Origin of the sequence: Arthrobacter sp. H20 (assembly GCF_000520515.1) — a bacterium.
Taxonomy (GTDB): domain Bacteria; phylum Actinomycetota; class Actinomycetes; order Actinomycetales; family Micrococcaceae; genus Arthrobacter_D.
This window is the reverse complement of record NZ_KI914732.1, coordinates 84,907-99,731: the sequence shown is the minus strand read 5'-3', so window position 1 is coordinate 99,731 and position 14,825 is coordinate 84,907. Positions and strand designations below refer to the sequence as shown.

The following is a 14,825-nucleotide window of genomic DNA, read 5'->3' as shown; positions in this document are numbered from 1 at the left end:
TAAAAGGCCATTCACTCCCGGTCGCCGCCCGCCGCCCTCAGCTAGAGGAACAGATCCGCGTAGACCCGTAACGCGTCCCGCACAAACTCGGCGCCACCTTGGCCCCCGTAGTTCTTCCCAAACCGGGGGTCAGCAACGTACAAGTCGCCAAGGCCCAGCACGTAGTCCTTCGACAGCCGGCCGCCGGAGCTGGGGACACCAGGCGCCCGGGATAGCCAGGCGACATGCCGTGCTGCCAGCGCCTGAGCAGGGGCGCTGCCCGGCGCGATCCTGCTGTTGGCGGCATCGGCCCAATCGGCCCCGAGCTGGGCCGCGTGCTGAGCGAACGCTACCCTCTCGGCATCGGACTTCGCCCGCCACCATGCATCGCCGTGGGCGTAGGTGTCCTTCCCCCACCGTTCCTGAACCTCATCCTTGTACTGCGTGTGGTCAAACCCGTCGAACATGTTCTCAGCCATGAGTTCTTCACCCTTCTCCAAGCGATTGACCGTGTCGTCAACCGATGTAATCTGCCGCGCCAGCCGGTTCTGCTCCTGCCGTAACCATTCAAGATGCCCATGCAGCGCAGCGACAGGCTCAGCCTCTCCTTCCAACACCGAGGCAATGGCTGGCAGGACAAGGCCCAGTTGGCGAAGCATCAGGATGCGTTGCAGCCGAACCATGGCATCGTCGTCGTAGTAACGCTTCCCGTTGTTGCCGATGCGGGACGGAACCAACAGTCCGACGTCGCCGTAGTGGCGGAGCGTTCGGCTGGTGGTTCCCGTCAGTCGAGCAATTTTCTGGATGGGCCAGTCCATCGTGCCTCCTTTCAATTGACACGCTCAACGCTAATTCTTGACGTCGCGTCAATGTCAAAGGCTGGTGGACGCTAGCCGCCAGAATCTCCGTCGGCCAGCGAAAGTGCGGTGCTAAAGTTCGAGAACTACGCCACCGGCAGACCGCCTAGCTCAGGGCCCCGGAAGACGGTTGCACGGACGGGGAGATAAGACCAGTGAACACTCACGACGAGGCTCAGTTCCTTACCGAAGCGATCGCGCTGGCCGTCGCTAATGTCCAGAACGACGGCGGCCCCTTCGGTGCGCTCATCGTCACCGGCGATGGGCGCAGCTTCGACGGAGTCAACCGCGTGACCGCCAATAATGACCCGACGGCGCACGCTGAAGTGATGGCCATCCGGAACGCCTGCACCTCTTTGGAAACTTTCGAACTCTCGGGAAGTACCCTCTACACCAGCTGCGAGCCCTGCCCGATGTGCCTCTCGTCCGCACTGTGGGCCCGAGTCGGGGCGGTTGTGTACGCGGCTGACCGCTTCGATGCTGAGAATGCCGGTTTCGATGACGCGGCGTTCTACAACTTCTTCGACACCCCAGAGGAGGAACGGTCGATGCCGGTGCGGCACTACCACCCGGCTGCTGGGCCGCCGCTACCGGCGTCGGCGCCGTTCGATACCTGGCGCGCCCTGACCGCGCGGGTCGACTATTAGAAAAGCCGCCGTTCTCTCAGGACCGGAGCGTCAGGTGCACCGCCGGACGCGAGGGCGTCCTGCGCCTCCCCGAACAGCCAGACCACCGCCGCATCACCAAGTGATGTAATGACACCGTCAGCTCAATCCGGGGTGCGCAAATAGTCCAGTTGCGCAGCCACCGACGTTTCGGCTGCCCGACGGACTGAGCTGTCGACGTCGGCATAGACCACGTCGGTAATCTCCTGCACCGAAGCCCCAGCGCCGAGCTCCGCGAGCGCCGACCGGACCTGGTTCAGCCGCTCGTGCCTGTGCTGCAGGTAGGCGTGGGAGATCACCGCGAGATCCGGGAGCATCGGCCCGTGGGCGGGAAGCACAGCCGCCGGCCCCAGCGCGCTGAGCCTTGCCAGAGACTTAAGGTACGGGCCGAGACGGCCATCGGGGTAGTCAATGATGGTGGTGCCGCGGCCCAGGATCGTGTCCCCGGTGAGGACTGAGCCGGTGTCGCCGTCGTCAGGCAAGTGAAAACACGCCGAGTCCGAGGTGTGGCCCGGAGTCGCAAGGACCCTGATGCGCACGCCCGCCGCGAGGATTTCCTCGCCGTCGACCAGCTGATCTCCCCCATGGCAGTGCGCAGGATCCATTGCACGCACTGGCGCACCAGTTAACTGGTGGAAGCGCGCGCTGGCTTCCGTATGGTCGGGGTGCCGGTGGGTGATCAGAATGAGTTCCACCGGCCCGGACCCTGCGAGCCCGGCAAGGTGCTGCTCATCCAGAGGGCCAGGGTCCACGACGACGACCGGTCGCACTTCCTTTGCTGCCACACTCGGCTCTGCGATGAGGTAGGAGTTGGTGCCCTCGAGGCTCATCGGCCCTGGGTTGGGCGCCAGCCGGTAGCGAGTCTGGGGGCTGCTGGACATCAGGCGCGCTGTGGGTGTGGACATGCGTCTACCCTAGCGAGCTGTTAGAGAGGCGCCGCTCCGGTCCGATAGAGTGCGCTTACATGAGGACCTCCCCCAGCGACGCGGCGCCGGCAGCTCCCCGCCTGGCCGTCAGCGTTCTGATGCTGCGCGGCGATGAGATTTTCATCCAGAATCGCTCGCTCACGATGGATTTTGCCGCCGGCGCGGTGGTGTTTCCAGGCGGGCGAGTGGACGACGTCGACCACGTCACCGCTCAGGCCCAGCCCGCCCCAGCGGCTTTGTTGGCAGCTCATGCGCGGAGCTGGGCGGAGACCAGTGTGGTCTCCGATGATCGGAATGACCCGATGGACGCGTCAGGGGTGTTGCTTGCCGCAGCGGTCCGGGAAGTGCTGGAAGAGACAGGCGCGATCCTGTCTCCCGCGGACCTGACACCGTGGGCTAACTGGATCACCCCTCCCAGCTACGGCAAGCGCTTTGACACCTTCTTCTACCTGACGGTGCTAACACCCGCGGTGGATCCACAGCACAGGACCACTGAGGCAGATTCCTCCCACTGGGCGTCGGTCAGGAGCATTCTCAGGGGGGCGGCGGAGGGTCGGTTGGAACTGATGCGACCCACCGAAGCACTGCTGATGGAACTAGTTGATCTGCCGGGGAGTTTCCCGGAGACGGTGCAGCAGCTCGTGAGGGCCCCGCGCCGTATTTCGCCTGTCGGCCAGCTCTAGGCGGTAGTGTCTTGACCAAGTTGCGACTGCCGCGGCGCGTCGATGGGGGAATCATTGAACTGGATCCGCACACATAAAGTACTAGCGGGAGGCCTGGGGGCCGCCGTCCTCGGGCTCGTGTTGCTCGTTGCCGCAGCTACGACACAGCCGCCCCTTGAGTTCGGTTGGTTTGCCTATGCGCCGCTGTCGGATTCGGTTTTCCTGCCCGGGCCGACCGCAGGGGAGATCTTCGGCAGTGGTTTGACCGCTCTGGGCTTGATGGTCATTGCCGGCGCCCTGGGATATCTTCGGGGACGGCGCGCGCCGTGACCCCATTCATTCTCCGGCCGGTCGCCGTGTGCCTCCTCGGCCTGTCGCTTGTGCTGATCCTTGGTGGGGTGTCGATCCTGTTCGCCGCCGGCCCTGTCTCGCTCCCGTTCCAGCCCCCTAATGATGATGCGAGCATCGCCTATTCCTCCGGGCTGGTGATAACTGTCGACGACAGACGCACGCCCTCCGATCTGCTCGCCGCGTGGGGCGGCGTACTCTTCCTTGCTGGGCTGATAGTGAGCGCCGCGGCCGCCGGGCTCCGCCTCGGACAGGAGTCAACGAGTCATGAATAGGACAAGTTGGGCGAGATTCAGTTGGCCGGTAGCGGTTCTGCTGGTGGGCCTTGGGTTCGTCATTGTCGGAGTCCTCATTGCTGCCACGTCCGGGCTGGATTCGGCTGATCTCGGCTCTCACCCAAGCGTTGTGCACCCGGCCTTCGGGGGCGGCATCATCGCCGAACCCTTGGGTATCGCGTTGCTGGCCGCCGGATGCGCCGTCGGGGCGGGCCTGCTGGGGTATCTGATCGGTGAACGGCGTCGCTAGGACTGGGACAGCACACTGTGCGGGAGGGCACCAAAACTCAGATCGAATTATCAGGAAACCGGGGTAACGTTCAGCTATACCCGTTGTGGTGGCGGTGCTTGCTCAACATAGGGAGATAAACCATGAACCGTACATGGCGAAACTGGGTGCCGGCCGTGGCCGTCACCGCCGTCGTCGGAGCTGGGGCCCTCGTGGTCCCACTTACTGCCAACGCTGCGGTCGATCTGCCCGATCTGAGTGCGGCCGAAGTGCTGGAACTCGCCGCAGGACACTCTGTCGACACTCTCTCCGGCACCGTTGAGCAAACCTCCGATCTCGGCTTACCTGATCTGTCACTGATTGGGGGAGCAGGCGGCGGAGGCGTGGGGGCGGGCCCTGCACCGGGTGGCGAACCCGACGGCGCAGCGAGCCCCGAAAGCGCCGCACTTGAGCTCCTCACCACCCCACATACGGCACGGGTCTTTCTTTCTGGTCCCTCCCAGGCCCGAATCCAGGTCATGGACCAAATGGCTGAACGAAATATCATCCTCAATGGGGGGGATCTGTGGTTCTATGATTCGGAGGACAACTCAGTTGTCCACGCCACGCTGCAGGATCACGAGGCAGCACTAACTGACCTGCCCGACATTCCGACCCCGGACCAACTTGCTACCCTCTTCCTTGAGAAGGTGGACCCGTCCACCGAACTGACCGTCGGCCCTGACCGCTCGGTAGCTGGCCGTGCCGCCTATCAACTCATCATGACACCACGCGCGGACGAGACCCTGGTTGGAGCTATCACCATCGACGTCGACGCCGACACCGGGTTTCCCCTCGCCGTCAGTGTCGCTGCGACGGGTGGAAGTACTCCAGCCTTTAGCGCAGCCTACACAGACATCTCCTTCGACGCGCCGCTGGCTGAAACCTTCGACTTCACCCCACCTGCGGGTGCCACGGTAACTGAGACACCCGAGCGCGCCGGGCACAGCAAACCTGACTCAAACTCACTCGATGAGTACTCCCAGGACAACGCCGAGCCAACGGTGACCGGATCCGGATGGGAATCGGTGGTCGAGTTCCCGGCCGGGGCCTTCCCAACCGATAACCCGGAGATGACCGGAATGCTTGACCAGCTGAGCACCCCCGTCAACGGCGGACAGCTGCTGCAGACCCGTCTGGTGAACATTTTGCTTGCCGATGACGGTCGGGTTCTGGTTGGGTCGGTACCGGCCGATCGCCTCCAAGCAGCTGCCGACGAGTGAGGGACCAGGCGTTGCCGGAGGGGACGGTCGTCCAGACCCGGGGCCTCACCAAACGATTCGGTGGGCAGAACATCCTCAACGGCATCGATCTGTCAGTACCAAAGGGTGCAGTCTTCGGTTTCCTGGGCCCCAACGGCTCAGGCAAGACCACGACCATCCGCATCCTGTTGGGCTTGGCTACCGCCACCTCCGGGGAGGTCGAGGTGCTGGGGCGCAGCATCCCGAAGTTTCTACCGGAGGTACTTCCCCGGGTCGGAGCTCTCGTCGAGGGGCCGGGCTTTTACCCCTTCCTATCGGGGCGCGCCAATCTGCACCGCCTGGACGCAGCCGACCGCTATGTAGACCCGGCGACCCGCCGCGCACGCACCGACCGGGCACTGGAACGGGTGGGACTTTCGCAGGCGGCCGGCAAAAAGGTTGGAGCGTATTCGCTCGGAATGAAACAGCGACTGGGTATCGCTAACGCCCTGCTGACTCACCGGGATTTGATTGTGCTCGACGAGCCCACCAATGGTCTCGACCCGCAGGGCACCCGGGAGGTACGCCATTTGGTTCACTCGCTCACAGCTGAAGGCACCACAGTCTTCGTCTCCAGCCATCTGCTCGCAGAGATCGAACAGATGTGCTCCCACGTGGCGGTCCTTCGAGCAGGCAAGCTCGTAGCGCAGGGAGCACTGAGCGAGCTGCGCGCCGCCGGGCAGACCCGGGTTGAGGTGCTGACCCCAGACGTAGCGGACTGCCTCAGGGCATTGGCCGGTCTGGGACTGACTCCCGAAGAATCGATTTCCGCCCACCAGCCCCCCCTGAGCCTCGGACCGGCCGTCAGCGCACCGTTGACCGACAATGTGCAACCCGAGACCATTGTCGCCGCCCTGGTGTCCGCAGGGGTCCGGGTGAGAGGCTTTACCGTTGACCAGGTGAGACTCGAGGAGCTCTTCGTGGCCCTGACCGGGGAGGGGTTTGACGTTGTCCAGTAACGATACTGAGCGGAGCGCCGAACTACGGCAAGCATCGGGGTTGGTGTTCCTGACCTCTGAACTAGCGACCCTGTTCCGACGACGGCGCACCTGGGCGCTGCTCCTGGCCCTCGCAGCGATCCCAGTCCTGATTGCCGTAGCCGTCCGGCTGACCTCAGGTCCACCGACTGGAAGGGGTCCTGCCTTCCTCGACCAAATCACCCAGAACGGTCTCTTCGTCGCGGTCGCAGCGATCACCGTGGCGATCCCCCTATTCCTGCCACTCACTGTAGGGGTGGTGGCGGGAGACACCATCGCTGGCGAAGCGAGCACTGGGACCCTGCGTTACCTGCTGGTCGCCCCCGTGGGACGCGGGCGCCTGTTGGCGGTCAAGTTCGCCGGGGCGGTCGTCTTCTGCCTGGCTGCGACGCTCGCCGTCGTCCTGGCAGGGACCCTTATTGGCGCCGCCCTGTTCCCCGTAGGCCCCGTGACGCTTCTCTCCGGCGACACTGTCAGTATTGGGGAGTCACTGCTGCGATCCGGTCTGATCTGCGCATACGTCACAGTGTCGCTCACCGGACTGTGCGCCATTGGTCTCTTTGTTTCAACCCTGACCGATGTGCCAGTGGGAGCGATGGCTGCCACAGTGGTGATTTCAGTTGTTTCCCAGGTGGTTGGCCAGCTCCCACAGCTGGAGGCGCTGCACCCCTGGCTTTTGAGCCACTACTGGTTTGGTTTCGCTGATCTTCTCCGACAGCCGATTGAGTGGTCGTCCTTTGCAGCGAACGCACTCCTACAGTCTGGCTACGTCCTGGTCTTCGGGGCCCTTGCCTACGGCCGGTTCACCACGCGGGACGTCCTCGCCTGAAGTCGTCGTGTTCACGTGGAACTGCGTCGGGCATGCACACCTCCTCGAGTGCTTCGATCATCCGCTCATACTCTTCGGGGCTGATGACCACCGCGGCACGCTGGCCACGGCGCTTGGGAGATACCGCCTTGTCCTAGGCCCCAGGGATCAGGCCGGACAAGTTGTTGCGGGCGTCGGCGACGCCAACTTTCGACATTGATCTCTTGTACTTTTTAGGAGGTGTGATGCATTCGACATTGGCGCAGAGGTCTGCCGACCCGACAGGGCGGCGCCGGTAACGCAGAGGTCGCCGACACCGCCCGTATCGCTTTTGTCAGTCCACCAGTTCGTAGGCGGGCAGGGTGAGGAAGTCCGTGTACTCCTCGGAGACGCAGATGTCGGCGATCAAGCGGCTGGCGGGTTCGTAGAATCGGGCGAATGCGTCCTCGCCCACCTCGCCACGCAGCCGCTCGGTTTCTTCGGCCAGGATCCCGGTGACCAGTTCGGGCGTCACCGTATTGCCGGTATCAGAGAGCTCCACCTTGTTGCGGATCTGCTGCCATACCTGGGACCGCGAAATCTCGGCTGTCGCGGCATCCTCCATCAGGTTGTGGATGGCCACCGCTCCGTTCCCGGAAAGCCAGACCGCCACATACGCGACAGCGACATACAGGTTGGCGTGCATCCCAGCCTCAGTGACCTCGCCCTCGGCCGAGCCGATGTCCAGCAGCTCGTCAGCAGTAACCTCAACCTCGGGGCGCTGCCGATCGATCTGGTTGGGCCGTTCGCCGAGCACGCCATCGAAGACCTCCCGGCACAGCGGTACCATGTCCGGGTGGGCCACCCAGGAGCCGTCGAAGCCGTCGTTAGCTTCGCGCTCTTTGTCAGCCTTCACCTTGGCGAACGCCTGTTCGGTGATGGCTGGTTCGCGCCGGTTCGGGATGAACGCCGCCATGCCGCCCATCGCAAACGCGCCGCGCTTGTGGCAGGTCTTGACGAGCAGTTCGGTGTAGGCCCGCATGAAAGGAGCCGTCATCGCCACGCTGGCGCGGTCCGGCAGCACAAAGGCGTCGCCGCCGTCGCGGAAATACTTGATGATGCTGAACAGGTAATCCCAGCGGCCGGCGTTCAGACCCGACGCATGATCCTTCAGCTCGAACAGGATCTCATCCATTTCGAACGCTGCAGGGATGGTCTCGATCAGAACCGTCGCCCGGACTGAGCCCTGCGGAACTCCGACGTAGTCCTGCGCGAAGACGAACACGTCATTCCACAGCCGCGCCTCAAGGTGGCTTTCAAGCTTCGGCAGGTAGTAGTACGGGCCGCTGCCGTTCTCCAGCAACTGCTTGGCGTTATGGAAGAAGTGCAGCCCGAAGTCCACCAGCGCGCCGATGGCCGGTTCGCCGTCGATGATGATGTTCTTCTCGGGCAGGTGCCAGCCGCGGGGCCGGGCGACGACGACGGCGAGTGGCACGTCGGTGCGCAGCGAGTACTCTTTGCCCTCGGGCGAGGTGTAGCTGAGCTGTCCCCGGGCGGCGTCGAGAAGATTCAGTTGGGCATCGATCACGTTGTGCCAGGTCGGGGCGCTGGCGTCCTCAAGATCAGCCAGCCATACCTTCGCGCCCGAGTTCAGGGCATTGATTGCCATCTTGGCTGGTGATGCGGGCCCGGTCATCTCAACGCGTCGGTCCTGCAACTGCGGCGGAGCGCCCGCAACTGTCCAGTCGCTCGTCCTGACTTCCTTGGTGTCTGGAAGGAAATCCAGCCGGCCCGTGGCCGCCGCTTCTTCGCGGCGGACATTGCGCGCAGCAAGCTTCTCGTCCCGGGTGCTTCGGAAACGCCGGTGCAGTTCCTCCAGGAAAGCGAGCGCACCGGGACTGAGGATAGTGCCCGCCCGATCAACGGGCAGGGGATGCCTTGGTTCGATAGTCATGTGCTGAGCTCCTGTCGTTTACCCGCCAAGTCGGCGGTGGCCTCTGCTGCCACTACGGGGCGGGACTGTGCAACGCGAACACTCCCACATCCCGATTTCATATTATGGATATTATTATCTGACAGATGGAATCGCAAGCCAATCGGATTCTCGATTCCACTGAGTGGAAAGTAGGATAGTCTCAAAAAGTTTCCACTCGTAGCTCAGGCTGGCTGAAGGGAAACTCTAGAGCTGGGAGGGTCACATGGCTGAGAAAGCGGCTGGCGGCGGAGTGCAGTCCGTTGAGCGGGTCTTCGAACTGCTCGAGCTCATTACAGACGCTGGGGGCGAAGTGTCCCTGAGTGAACTGTCATCCTCCACAGACCTCCCGCTGCCGACCATCCACCGGCTCCTGCGCACGCTGGTCACCAAGGGTTATGCCCGCCAACTCCCCAACCGCCGCTATGCGCTGGGGCCCCGCCTGATCCGACTCGGCGAGGGGGCGAACAAACAGCTCGGTGCCCTGGCACGGCCTCAGCTGAAGAGCCTGGTGGATAGCCTGGGTGAGACCTCCAATATGGCGGTCCTGGATTCGGACATGGTCATCTACATTGCCCAGGTACCTTCCCCTCACTCGATGCGCATGTTCACCGAGGTGGGGCGCCGCGCGCACACCCATGACACCGGCGTCGGGAAAGCGATCCTCGCGCAACTGAGCAACGACGCGGTGCGAAGCATCGTTGCCCGTGCGGGCATGCCCACACCCACTGACAAGAGCCTCAAGACCATTGACGAACTACTGGCGGAGCTAGATCTCATCCGCGAGCGCGGCTACTCCATTGATGAGCAGGAACAGGAGCTTGGTGTCAGGTGTTTCGCCATGGCAGTGCCCAACGCGCCGACGCCTAGCGCCGTCTCGGTCTCCGGCCCGGTCTCCCGCGTCGATGAGCGTTTCGCTGAGAAGGCTGTCCCGCTGTTGCGTGCAGCGGTCCAATCCATCGCCGAGGAACTGAACCTCACTGCCTGACCCAGTATCCGGGGAACCCTGGCCGGAGTAACATCCTCAGCATGGACATCGAGGTGCACCCCGCCACAGCCGACCGATTCGACGACGTCTCGTCCCTCCTCAGACCGCGCCGGGAGGATGCGCCCAGCTGCTGGTGCCTTGCCTACCGGCTGAGCTCCGGCGAGCTGAACTCCCTGACCGCCGCGCAGCGCCCCGAGCGGGTGCGTGAGTTGTGCGGCGGCGATCTGTCACCCGGCGTCATTGCCTATCGCAATAGCGAGCCCCTTGGCTGGTGCGGCATGGGGCCGCGCGCAGGCATGGAACGGCTCGTACGTTCACGCACCATCCCCGCCATCGATGAACGCCCGGTCTGGAGCATTGTCTGCTTTGTCGTAAAAACTGGTCACCGCCGCCAGGGTGTTGGTCACGCACTGCTTGCCGGGGCCATCGACTATGCCCGGGCCAAGGGGTCACCTGCCCTGGAGGCATATCCGGTAGACCCGGGTGGCTCCCGCATCAACCCGACCCTCGCGTTTGTAGGCACCTCCAGCATGTTTGAAAACGCAGGGTTCAGGCGTATCAGAGAAACCGATTCACGCAGCGGTGGCCTGCCCCGATGGCTCATGCGGATGGAGTTGCAGGACGAAGTGTCCACCTAAACACCGGCGCCAGGCCCCGGTCCCGCCGGTAAGTTTGTAGGGTGGAGTATGGATGCCGTCGATGCCCTCAACGAGATAGCCTTCTGGCTCGAGCGCAAAAGGGCGCCAACGTTCAAAATTAAGGCCTTCCGCAACGCCGCCGAGGTTCTCGGCGAGCTCACCGCCGATGAACTCGTGGCCCGGACCAGGGACGGCCAGCTCAAGAGGATGAAGGGAATCGGGGCCCGCAGCTTGGAAGTGGTCTCCCAGGCGATCAACGGCGAGATTCCCGACTATCTGGTCGAACTGCGCGAGCAGTCCGCGGCTACCCTGGTGGAGGGCGGCCACTCCCTCCGGAGCTCCCTTCGCGGGGATCTACACAGCCACAGCAACTGGTCCGACGGCGGCAGCCCCATCCACCTCCTGGTCGAGGCTGCCCAGGCCCTCGGCCATGACTACCTAGCCCTCACCGACCACTCGCCCCACCTCACGATCGCCAACGGCCTGAACGCACACCGCCTTACCGAGCAGCTTGAGGTTGTCGAGCAGATCAACGACGGCGCCACCGGGTTCCGGCTGCTCACCGGCATCGAGGTGGACATCCTGGAGGATGGCACCCTCGACCAGACGTCTGAGTTGCTGGGTCGGCTGGACGTCGTCGTGGCCAGCGTCCATTCGAAACTTCGCGCTGACCGCTCCACTATGACCCGGCGGATGCTCGGCGGCATCCGGCACCCGCAAACCAATGTCCTGGGGCACTGCACCGGCCGCCTCGTGGAAGGATCCCGGGGTACGCGCCCGCCGTCGGAGTTTGACGCGGTAAAGGTCTTCGCGGCGTGCGCCGAAAACAACGTCGCCGTGGAGATCAACTCGCGGCCGGAGCGCCAGGATCCCCCGGGGAACCTAATCAGGATGGCGTTGGATGCCGGGTGCCTGTTCAGCATTGACAGCGACGCGCACGCGCCAGGCCAACTGGATTTCCTGCAGTACGGAGCGGAACGAGCAGCAGCAAATGGAGTCCCGGCCGAGCGAATTATCACCACCTGGCCCGAGCATCGGCTGCTCGAATGGTTGTCGGGAGGCTGAGTAAACAGCGGCCCCCTAAGATCAGCCGCGGGCTCCCCCTACGTTGACAGGGGTTGGCAGAATAGGTGAATGACCACTCGCACTCCACGTGCCACCGGGGCGCTCCCCGCAGCAGAGGCAACGGCGCTGCGACGGGCGCTGACCGAGAATGACGATGTGACCGTTTTTGTCAACGGCACTGCGGTGAAGCTACCCCCTGGCGCTCGGGATGCAGTTGTTGATCTCCTGCGCCGGCTTGCTGCAGGCGACCGGGTCACCACCGCATCTGACGCAGAGACCCTAACCACCGCGCAGGCGGCGGCCGCTGCAGGTATTTCTCATACCTACCTGAGGAATCTCACCGACGCTGGTGTTATTCCGGTTCAATATCGTGGCACTCATCGACGCATCAAGTCCCAGGACATCGCCAACTGGCTGGCAGTGCAGACATCGGGCAAGCGCGCCGGGGCGCCGCCGGAACTGCCGCCTGAGTAGGCGCAGGAGTTGCTAGATCCTCGGACGACGTGACCATTTCCGTGCTTTGAGCGCAAGATGCAGTTCCAGGCGGACATGTCCGCTGAGCGGGTCGGCGCCAATGATCGACCGGATCCTTGCGAGCCGGTTGTAAACGCTACTGCGGTGCAGATGAAGGTGAGACGCCACATCCTGAACGGACCCGTTCTTGTCATACAGCAACTCCAGGACCGGCAACAGCTCTGCGTTCTTGTCCTGTTCCTCAATCTCGGCGAAGTACACCGACTTGGCGGAGGTTGCCTTCCAGCCACCGGCGGCAAGGAACTGATAGCACCCGGTGGATCGGTAGTTGGTTATGGGGCCAAGCCCGCTGTCCACGGCCGAGGCCTGAACGGCATGGCGGGCCTGACCGAAGGCCCTTGGTAACTCCCGCAGATCGGGGAACTGTTCACTCAGGCCAACAAGGGCTCGTCCCGCTTCGCCGCCCTCACGTTTGGCAAACTCCTCGCCGTATCGTCGAAGGATCTCCGAGTACCCCCCGCTTCCCACATCGCCGGTCACCAGCAGCGCCGCGACCATTGGGGTTCCGGCGCTGAACAACACCGATCGCTCGCCTACTGTCGCCTGAAGGGCAGCGGTGCGGTGAGTCAGAAGGCTCGCCTGGGGATCGTGCGGCTCCGGGAGGTCGGTCTGCGCGAAGAGCACGGCCACCTGCCAGGGTGCCGTGTTGTGCAGCTCGGCCCAGCCAGCCAGCTCATCAAAAGCTGCAGCGGTTCCATCGCAAGCGGCCAGGAAAATACCCTCCCGCTTTCGACGATGCTCGGAGGCAGCCGTATTACCCTCCAGCAGGAGGGACGCCAGTCGATCCAGTTCACTGCGCACGCCCGGCAACAGATTCAGGATGGCAGCCGGGCTCGCCTCGTCCACGTTCTGCTGGACCCACAAATAGCCCACCCGAAATCCGCGGACCAGCAGCGGGACACACACCCGCCCTAGCATTCCGAGCAACGGGTTCGCGGGCAGCACTACCGGACGGACCGCCGATGAGATCCCATGCTGGAGCTGCCATTGACTCACGTCCTGCGGCACCTTCTTGCTGAGCAGGAAGTTGACCCGCACCCGGTCAGCGGCAGATTGGTGGCTACTATAGGCCAGGAGCACCCCGTCCAGATCCTCGAGGGAGAGCCCTCGATCCAGACGGATCGCAATAGCTTCGACGGCTGCGTCCACTCCGTCTGCGTGCATCGCCTCATGCTACCGGCGCTGACTGGGAGACGACAATTGATGCACAAACGCTCGACAGATGTCGACTTCGCCATGGTTAGGGGGTGTGGTAGTGAAACAGGTCACACCCAGTGCGGATCGCTAGATCCCGCCCCTCCAGAGTGAGAGCTCAACACGCTGGAGTCGACCGGCGGCTTCCCCTCCCGGCTAACTGCAGCTCCGGAGCGGTGTGGCTTCAGTAGTCTGGGAACCTGGCCCTAGGCCTTCCTACCGCACCTTTGAGAGTGAACGGAGAATCCCGTGATCGTCGGCGTTCCTAAAGAAATCAAGAACAACGAGTTCCGCGTTGCCATCACCGCGTCGGGCGTGCATGAGTTCCACACCTCCGGGCATACCGTCCTGATCGAAAAAGATGCGGGCGCTGGCTCGAATATCACCGATAGCGAGTACATCGCAGCGGGGGCCGAGATTGTCGCCTCCGCTGACGAACTGTGGTCGCGGGCCGACCTGGTTCTCAAGGTCAAGGAGCCCATTGCCCAGGAATACCACCGGTTCCGCGCGGGCCTGATCCTCTTCACCTACCTACATCTCGCCGCTGAGGCGGAGTTGACCAGGGCGCTGATGGACGCCGGGGTGACAGCGATTGCCTACGAGACAGTCCAGGAGGGGCGTGCATTACCACTCCTTGCGCCTATGTCTGAGGTTGCCGGCAGGCTGTCGGTGCAGGTCGGCGCACAGGTCATGACGGCACCGGCGGGCGGTCCGGGTCTGCTTCTCGGTGGCGTTCCAGGCGTGCGACCCGCCAAGGTGGTGGTCCTCGGTGCTGGGGTTGCTGGAACGAACGCTGCAGCGATGGCTGTGGGAACGGGCGCGGACGTCACCATCCTTGACATCAATATCGGTCGTTTGCGCGAGTTGGACGAGCTCTACTCCGGACGCGTGAAGACTGTCGCGTCGAACGCCTTCGAGATCGAGCGCGCAGTGACAGATGCCGACCTGGTGATTGGCTCGGTGCTGGTTCCTGGCGCGCGCGCGCCGAAGCTGGTTACAAACCAGATGGTCGCCCGCATGAAACCCGGCAGCGTTCTCGTGGACATTGCAGTCGATCAGGGTGGCTGCTTCGAGGACTCGCATGTCACGACCCATCAGGACCCCACCTTTACGGTGCACAACTCGTTGTTCTACTGCGTGGGAAACATGCCCGGAGCCGTACCCAACACGTCAACCTACGCGCTGACTAACGTCACGCTGCGCTATGCGGTGGCCTTGGCTAATCGCGGGGTCGAGGCGGCGCTTGAGTCTGACCCCGCCTTGGCACAAGGATTGAACATCGCTGGGGGGCAGGTTGCGCATCGCTCAGTATCAGAAGCCCACGGCCTGGCGCTCGCCGCCGACTGGCGGGAACTTCTCTAGCTCACTCCCCGGAGGTGGGCAGCCTCGATGATCCGCAGGGCGGCAATGCTGTCCTGCGGATCCACTGGGGCGGGCGCCCCATCGAGT

The 14,825-nt window shown here is 63.6% G+C and carries 17 protein-coding genes; 13 read left to right on the top strand and 4 right to left on the bottom strand.

What is annotated here, in order from left to right:
* Positions 1 to 41: 41 nt before the first annotated feature.
* Positions 42 to 797 (bottom strand): MerR family transcriptional regulator, encoded by a 756-nt coding sequence (locus Y703_RS0110515; RefSeq protein WP_026552676.1) that lies wholly within the window; start codon positions 795 to 797, stop codon positions 42 to 44.
* Positions 798 to 991: 194 nt separating this feature from the next.
* Here Y703_RS0110515 and Y703_RS0110510 point away from each other — a divergent pair, with 194 nt between their 5' ends.
* Complete coding sequence (locus Y703_RS0110510; protein WP_026552675.1) at positions 992 to 1,483, top strand: nucleoside deaminase; 492 nt, start codon at positions 992 to 994, stop codon at positions 1,481 to 1,483.
* A gap of 122 nt (positions 1,484 to 1,605) precedes the next feature.
* On the opposite strand, the gene Y703_RS0110500 is transcribed toward Y703_RS0110510, so the two are convergent.
* A complete protein-coding gene (locus Y703_RS0110500) occupies positions 1,606 to 2,406 on the bottom strand; it encodes an MBL fold metallo-hydrolase (protein WP_026552674.1) in 801 nt (266 codons plus the stop codon).
* A 59-nt stretch (positions 2,407 to 2,465) separates the two neighbouring features.
* Here Y703_RS0110500 and Y703_RS0110495 point away from each other — a divergent pair, with 59 nt between their 5' ends.
* From Y703_RS0110495 to Y703_RS0110465, 7 genes are all read left to right on the top strand, one after another.
* Positions 2,466 to 3,110, top strand: coding sequence for an NUDIX hydrolase (locus tag Y703_RS0110495; RefSeq protein WP_026552673.1), 645 nt, complete (start codon positions 2,466 to 2,468; stop codon positions 3,108 to 3,110).
* Between the two features lie 42 nt (positions 3,111 to 3,152).
* Positions 3,153 to 3,419 carry a hypothetical protein gene (locus tag Y703_RS19260; protein WP_035764613.1) on the top strand — a complete coding sequence of 89 codons (267 nt, stop codon included), beginning with the start codon at positions 3,153 to 3,155 and terminating at the stop codon, positions 3,417 to 3,419.
* Positions 3,416 to 3,712 (top strand): hypothetical protein, encoded by a 297-nt coding sequence (locus Y703_RS0110485; RefSeq protein WP_026552672.1) that lies wholly within the window; start codon positions 3,416 to 3,418, stop codon positions 3,710 to 3,712. The genes Y703_RS19260 and Y703_RS0110485 overlap by 4 nt, the downstream gene beginning before the upstream one ends.
* Complete coding sequence (locus Y703_RS0110480) at positions 3,705 to 3,962, top strand: hypothetical protein (RefSeq protein WP_155849486.1); 258 nt, start codon at positions 3,705 to 3,707, stop codon at positions 3,960 to 3,962. The genes Y703_RS0110485 and Y703_RS0110480 overlap by 8 nt, the downstream gene beginning before the upstream one ends.
* A gap of 122 nt (positions 3,963 to 4,084) precedes the next feature.
* Positions 4,085 to 5,203 carry a LolA family protein gene (locus Y703_RS0110475; protein ID WP_026552670.1) on the top strand — a complete coding sequence of 373 codons (1,119 nt, stop codon included), beginning with the start codon at positions 4,085 to 4,087 and terminating at the stop codon, positions 5,201 to 5,203.
* Positions 5,200 to 6,180: an ABC transporter ATP-binding protein gene (locus tag Y703_RS0110470; protein WP_026552669.1), complete on the top strand. Its 981-nt coding sequence runs from the start codon at positions 5,200 to 5,202 to the stop codon at positions 6,178 to 6,180. Before Y703_RS0110475 ends, Y703_RS0110470 begins: the two co-directional genes overlap by 4 nt.
* Positions 6,170 to 7,027 (top strand): ABC transporter permease, encoded by an 858-nt coding sequence (locus Y703_RS0110465; RefSeq protein WP_253908007.1) that lies wholly within the window; start codon positions 6,170 to 6,172, stop codon positions 7,025 to 7,027. Before Y703_RS0110470 ends, Y703_RS0110465 begins: the two co-directional genes overlap by 11 nt.
* Positions 7,028 to 7,340: 313 nt before the next feature.
* On the opposite strand, the gene aceB is transcribed toward Y703_RS0110465, so the two are convergent.
* Positions 7,341 to 8,939, bottom strand: coding sequence for a malate synthase A (aceB, locus tag Y703_RS0110455; RefSeq protein ID WP_026552666.1), 1,599 nt, complete (start codon positions 8,937 to 8,939; stop codon positions 7,341 to 7,343).
* Positions 8,940 to 9,183: 244 nt separating this feature from the next.
* Between aceB and Y703_RS0110450 the strand changes: the two genes are divergently transcribed.
* The 4 genes from Y703_RS0110450 to Y703_RS0110435 all read left to right on the top strand — a co-directional run bounded on the left by Y703_RS0110450 (position 9,184) and on the right by Y703_RS0110435 (position 12,122).
* Complete coding sequence (locus Y703_RS0110450; RefSeq protein ID WP_026552665.1) at positions 9,184 to 9,945, top strand: IclR family transcriptional regulator; 762 nt, start codon at positions 9,184 to 9,186, stop codon at positions 9,943 to 9,945.
* 41 nt (positions 9,946 to 9,986) lie between these two features.
* Positions 9,987 to 10,583: a GNAT family N-acetyltransferase gene (locus Y703_RS0110445; protein ID WP_026552664.1), complete on the top strand. Its 597-nt coding sequence runs from the start codon at positions 9,987 to 9,989 to the stop codon at positions 10,581 to 10,583.
* A gap of 48 nt (positions 10,584 to 10,631) precedes the next feature.
* The gene (locus Y703_RS0110440; protein ID WP_026552663.1) at positions 10,632 to 11,648 is read left to right on the top strand and encodes a PHP domain-containing protein; all 1,017 of its coding nucleotides are present in this window, start codon (positions 10,632 to 10,634) and stop codon (positions 11,646 to 11,648) included.
* Positions 11,649 to 11,717: 69 nt separating this feature from the next.
* Positions 11,718 to 12,122, top strand: coding sequence for a helix-turn-helix domain-containing protein (locus tag Y703_RS0110435; RefSeq protein WP_026552662.1), 405 nt, complete (start codon positions 11,718 to 11,720; stop codon positions 12,120 to 12,122).
* A 12-nt stretch (positions 12,123 to 12,134) separates the two neighbouring features.
* On the opposite strand, the gene Y703_RS0110430 is transcribed toward Y703_RS0110435, so the two are convergent.
* Complete coding sequence (locus Y703_RS0110430) at positions 12,135 to 13,346, bottom strand: PucR family transcriptional regulator (protein ID WP_026552661.1); 1,212 nt, start codon at positions 13,344 to 13,346, stop codon at positions 12,135 to 12,137.
* Between the two features lie 279 nt (positions 13,347 to 13,625).
* On the opposite strand from Y703_RS0110430, the gene ald reads away from it, so the two are divergent.
* Complete coding sequence (gene ald / locus Y703_RS0110425; RefSeq protein ID WP_026552660.1) at positions 13,626 to 14,738, top strand: alanine dehydrogenase; 1,113 nt, start codon at positions 13,626 to 13,628, stop codon at positions 14,736 to 14,738.
* The last annotated feature ends 87 nt before the right edge of the window (positions 14,739 to 14,825 follow it).

Coding starts and splice junctions, on each gene's coding strand:
- Y703_RS0110480 (WP_155849486.1), top strand. CDS start 3,705: ATGAATAGGACAAGTTGGGCGAGATTCAGTTGGCCGGTAGCGGTTCTG.
- Y703_RS19260 (WP_035764613.1), top strand. CDS start 3,153: ATGGGGGAATCATTGAACTGGATCCGCACACATAAAGTACTAGCGGGA.
- Y703_RS0110430 (WP_026552661.1), bottom strand. CDS start 13,346: ATGCACGCAGACGGAGTGGACGCAGCCGTCGAAGCTATTGCGATCCGT.
- aceB (WP_026552666.1), bottom strand. CDS start 8,939: ATGACTATCGAACCAAGGCATCCCCTGCCCGTTGATCGGGCGGGCACT.
- Y703_RS0110450 (WP_026552665.1), top strand. CDS start 9,184: ATGGCTGAGAAAGCGGCTGGCGGCGGAGTGCAGTCCGTTGAGCGGGTC.
- Y703_RS0110445 (WP_026552664.1), top strand. CDS start 9,987: ATGGACATCGAGGTGCACCCCGCCACAGCCGACCGATTCGACGACGTC.
- Y703_RS0110495 (WP_026552673.1), top strand. CDS start 2,466: ATGAGGACCTCCCCCAGCGACGCGGCGCCGGCAGCTCCCCGCCTGGCC.
- Y703_RS0110500 (WP_026552674.1), bottom strand. CDS start 2,406: ATGTCCACACCCACAGCGCGCCTGATGTCCAGCAGCCCCCAGACTCGC.
- Y703_RS0110515 (WP_026552676.1), bottom strand. CDS start 797: ATGGACTGGCCCATCCAGAAAATTGCTCGACTGACGGGAACCACCAGC.
- Y703_RS0110440 (WP_026552663.1), top strand. CDS start 10,632: ATGGATGCCGTCGATGCCCTCAACGAGATAGCCTTCTGGCTCGAGCGC.
- Y703_RS0110475 (WP_026552670.1), top strand. CDS start 4,085: ATGAACCGTACATGGCGAAACTGGGTGCCGGCCGTGGCCGTCACCGCC.
- Y703_RS0110435 (WP_026552662.1), top strand. CDS start 11,718: ATGACCACTCGCACTCCACGTGCCACCGGGGCGCTCCCCGCAGCAGAG.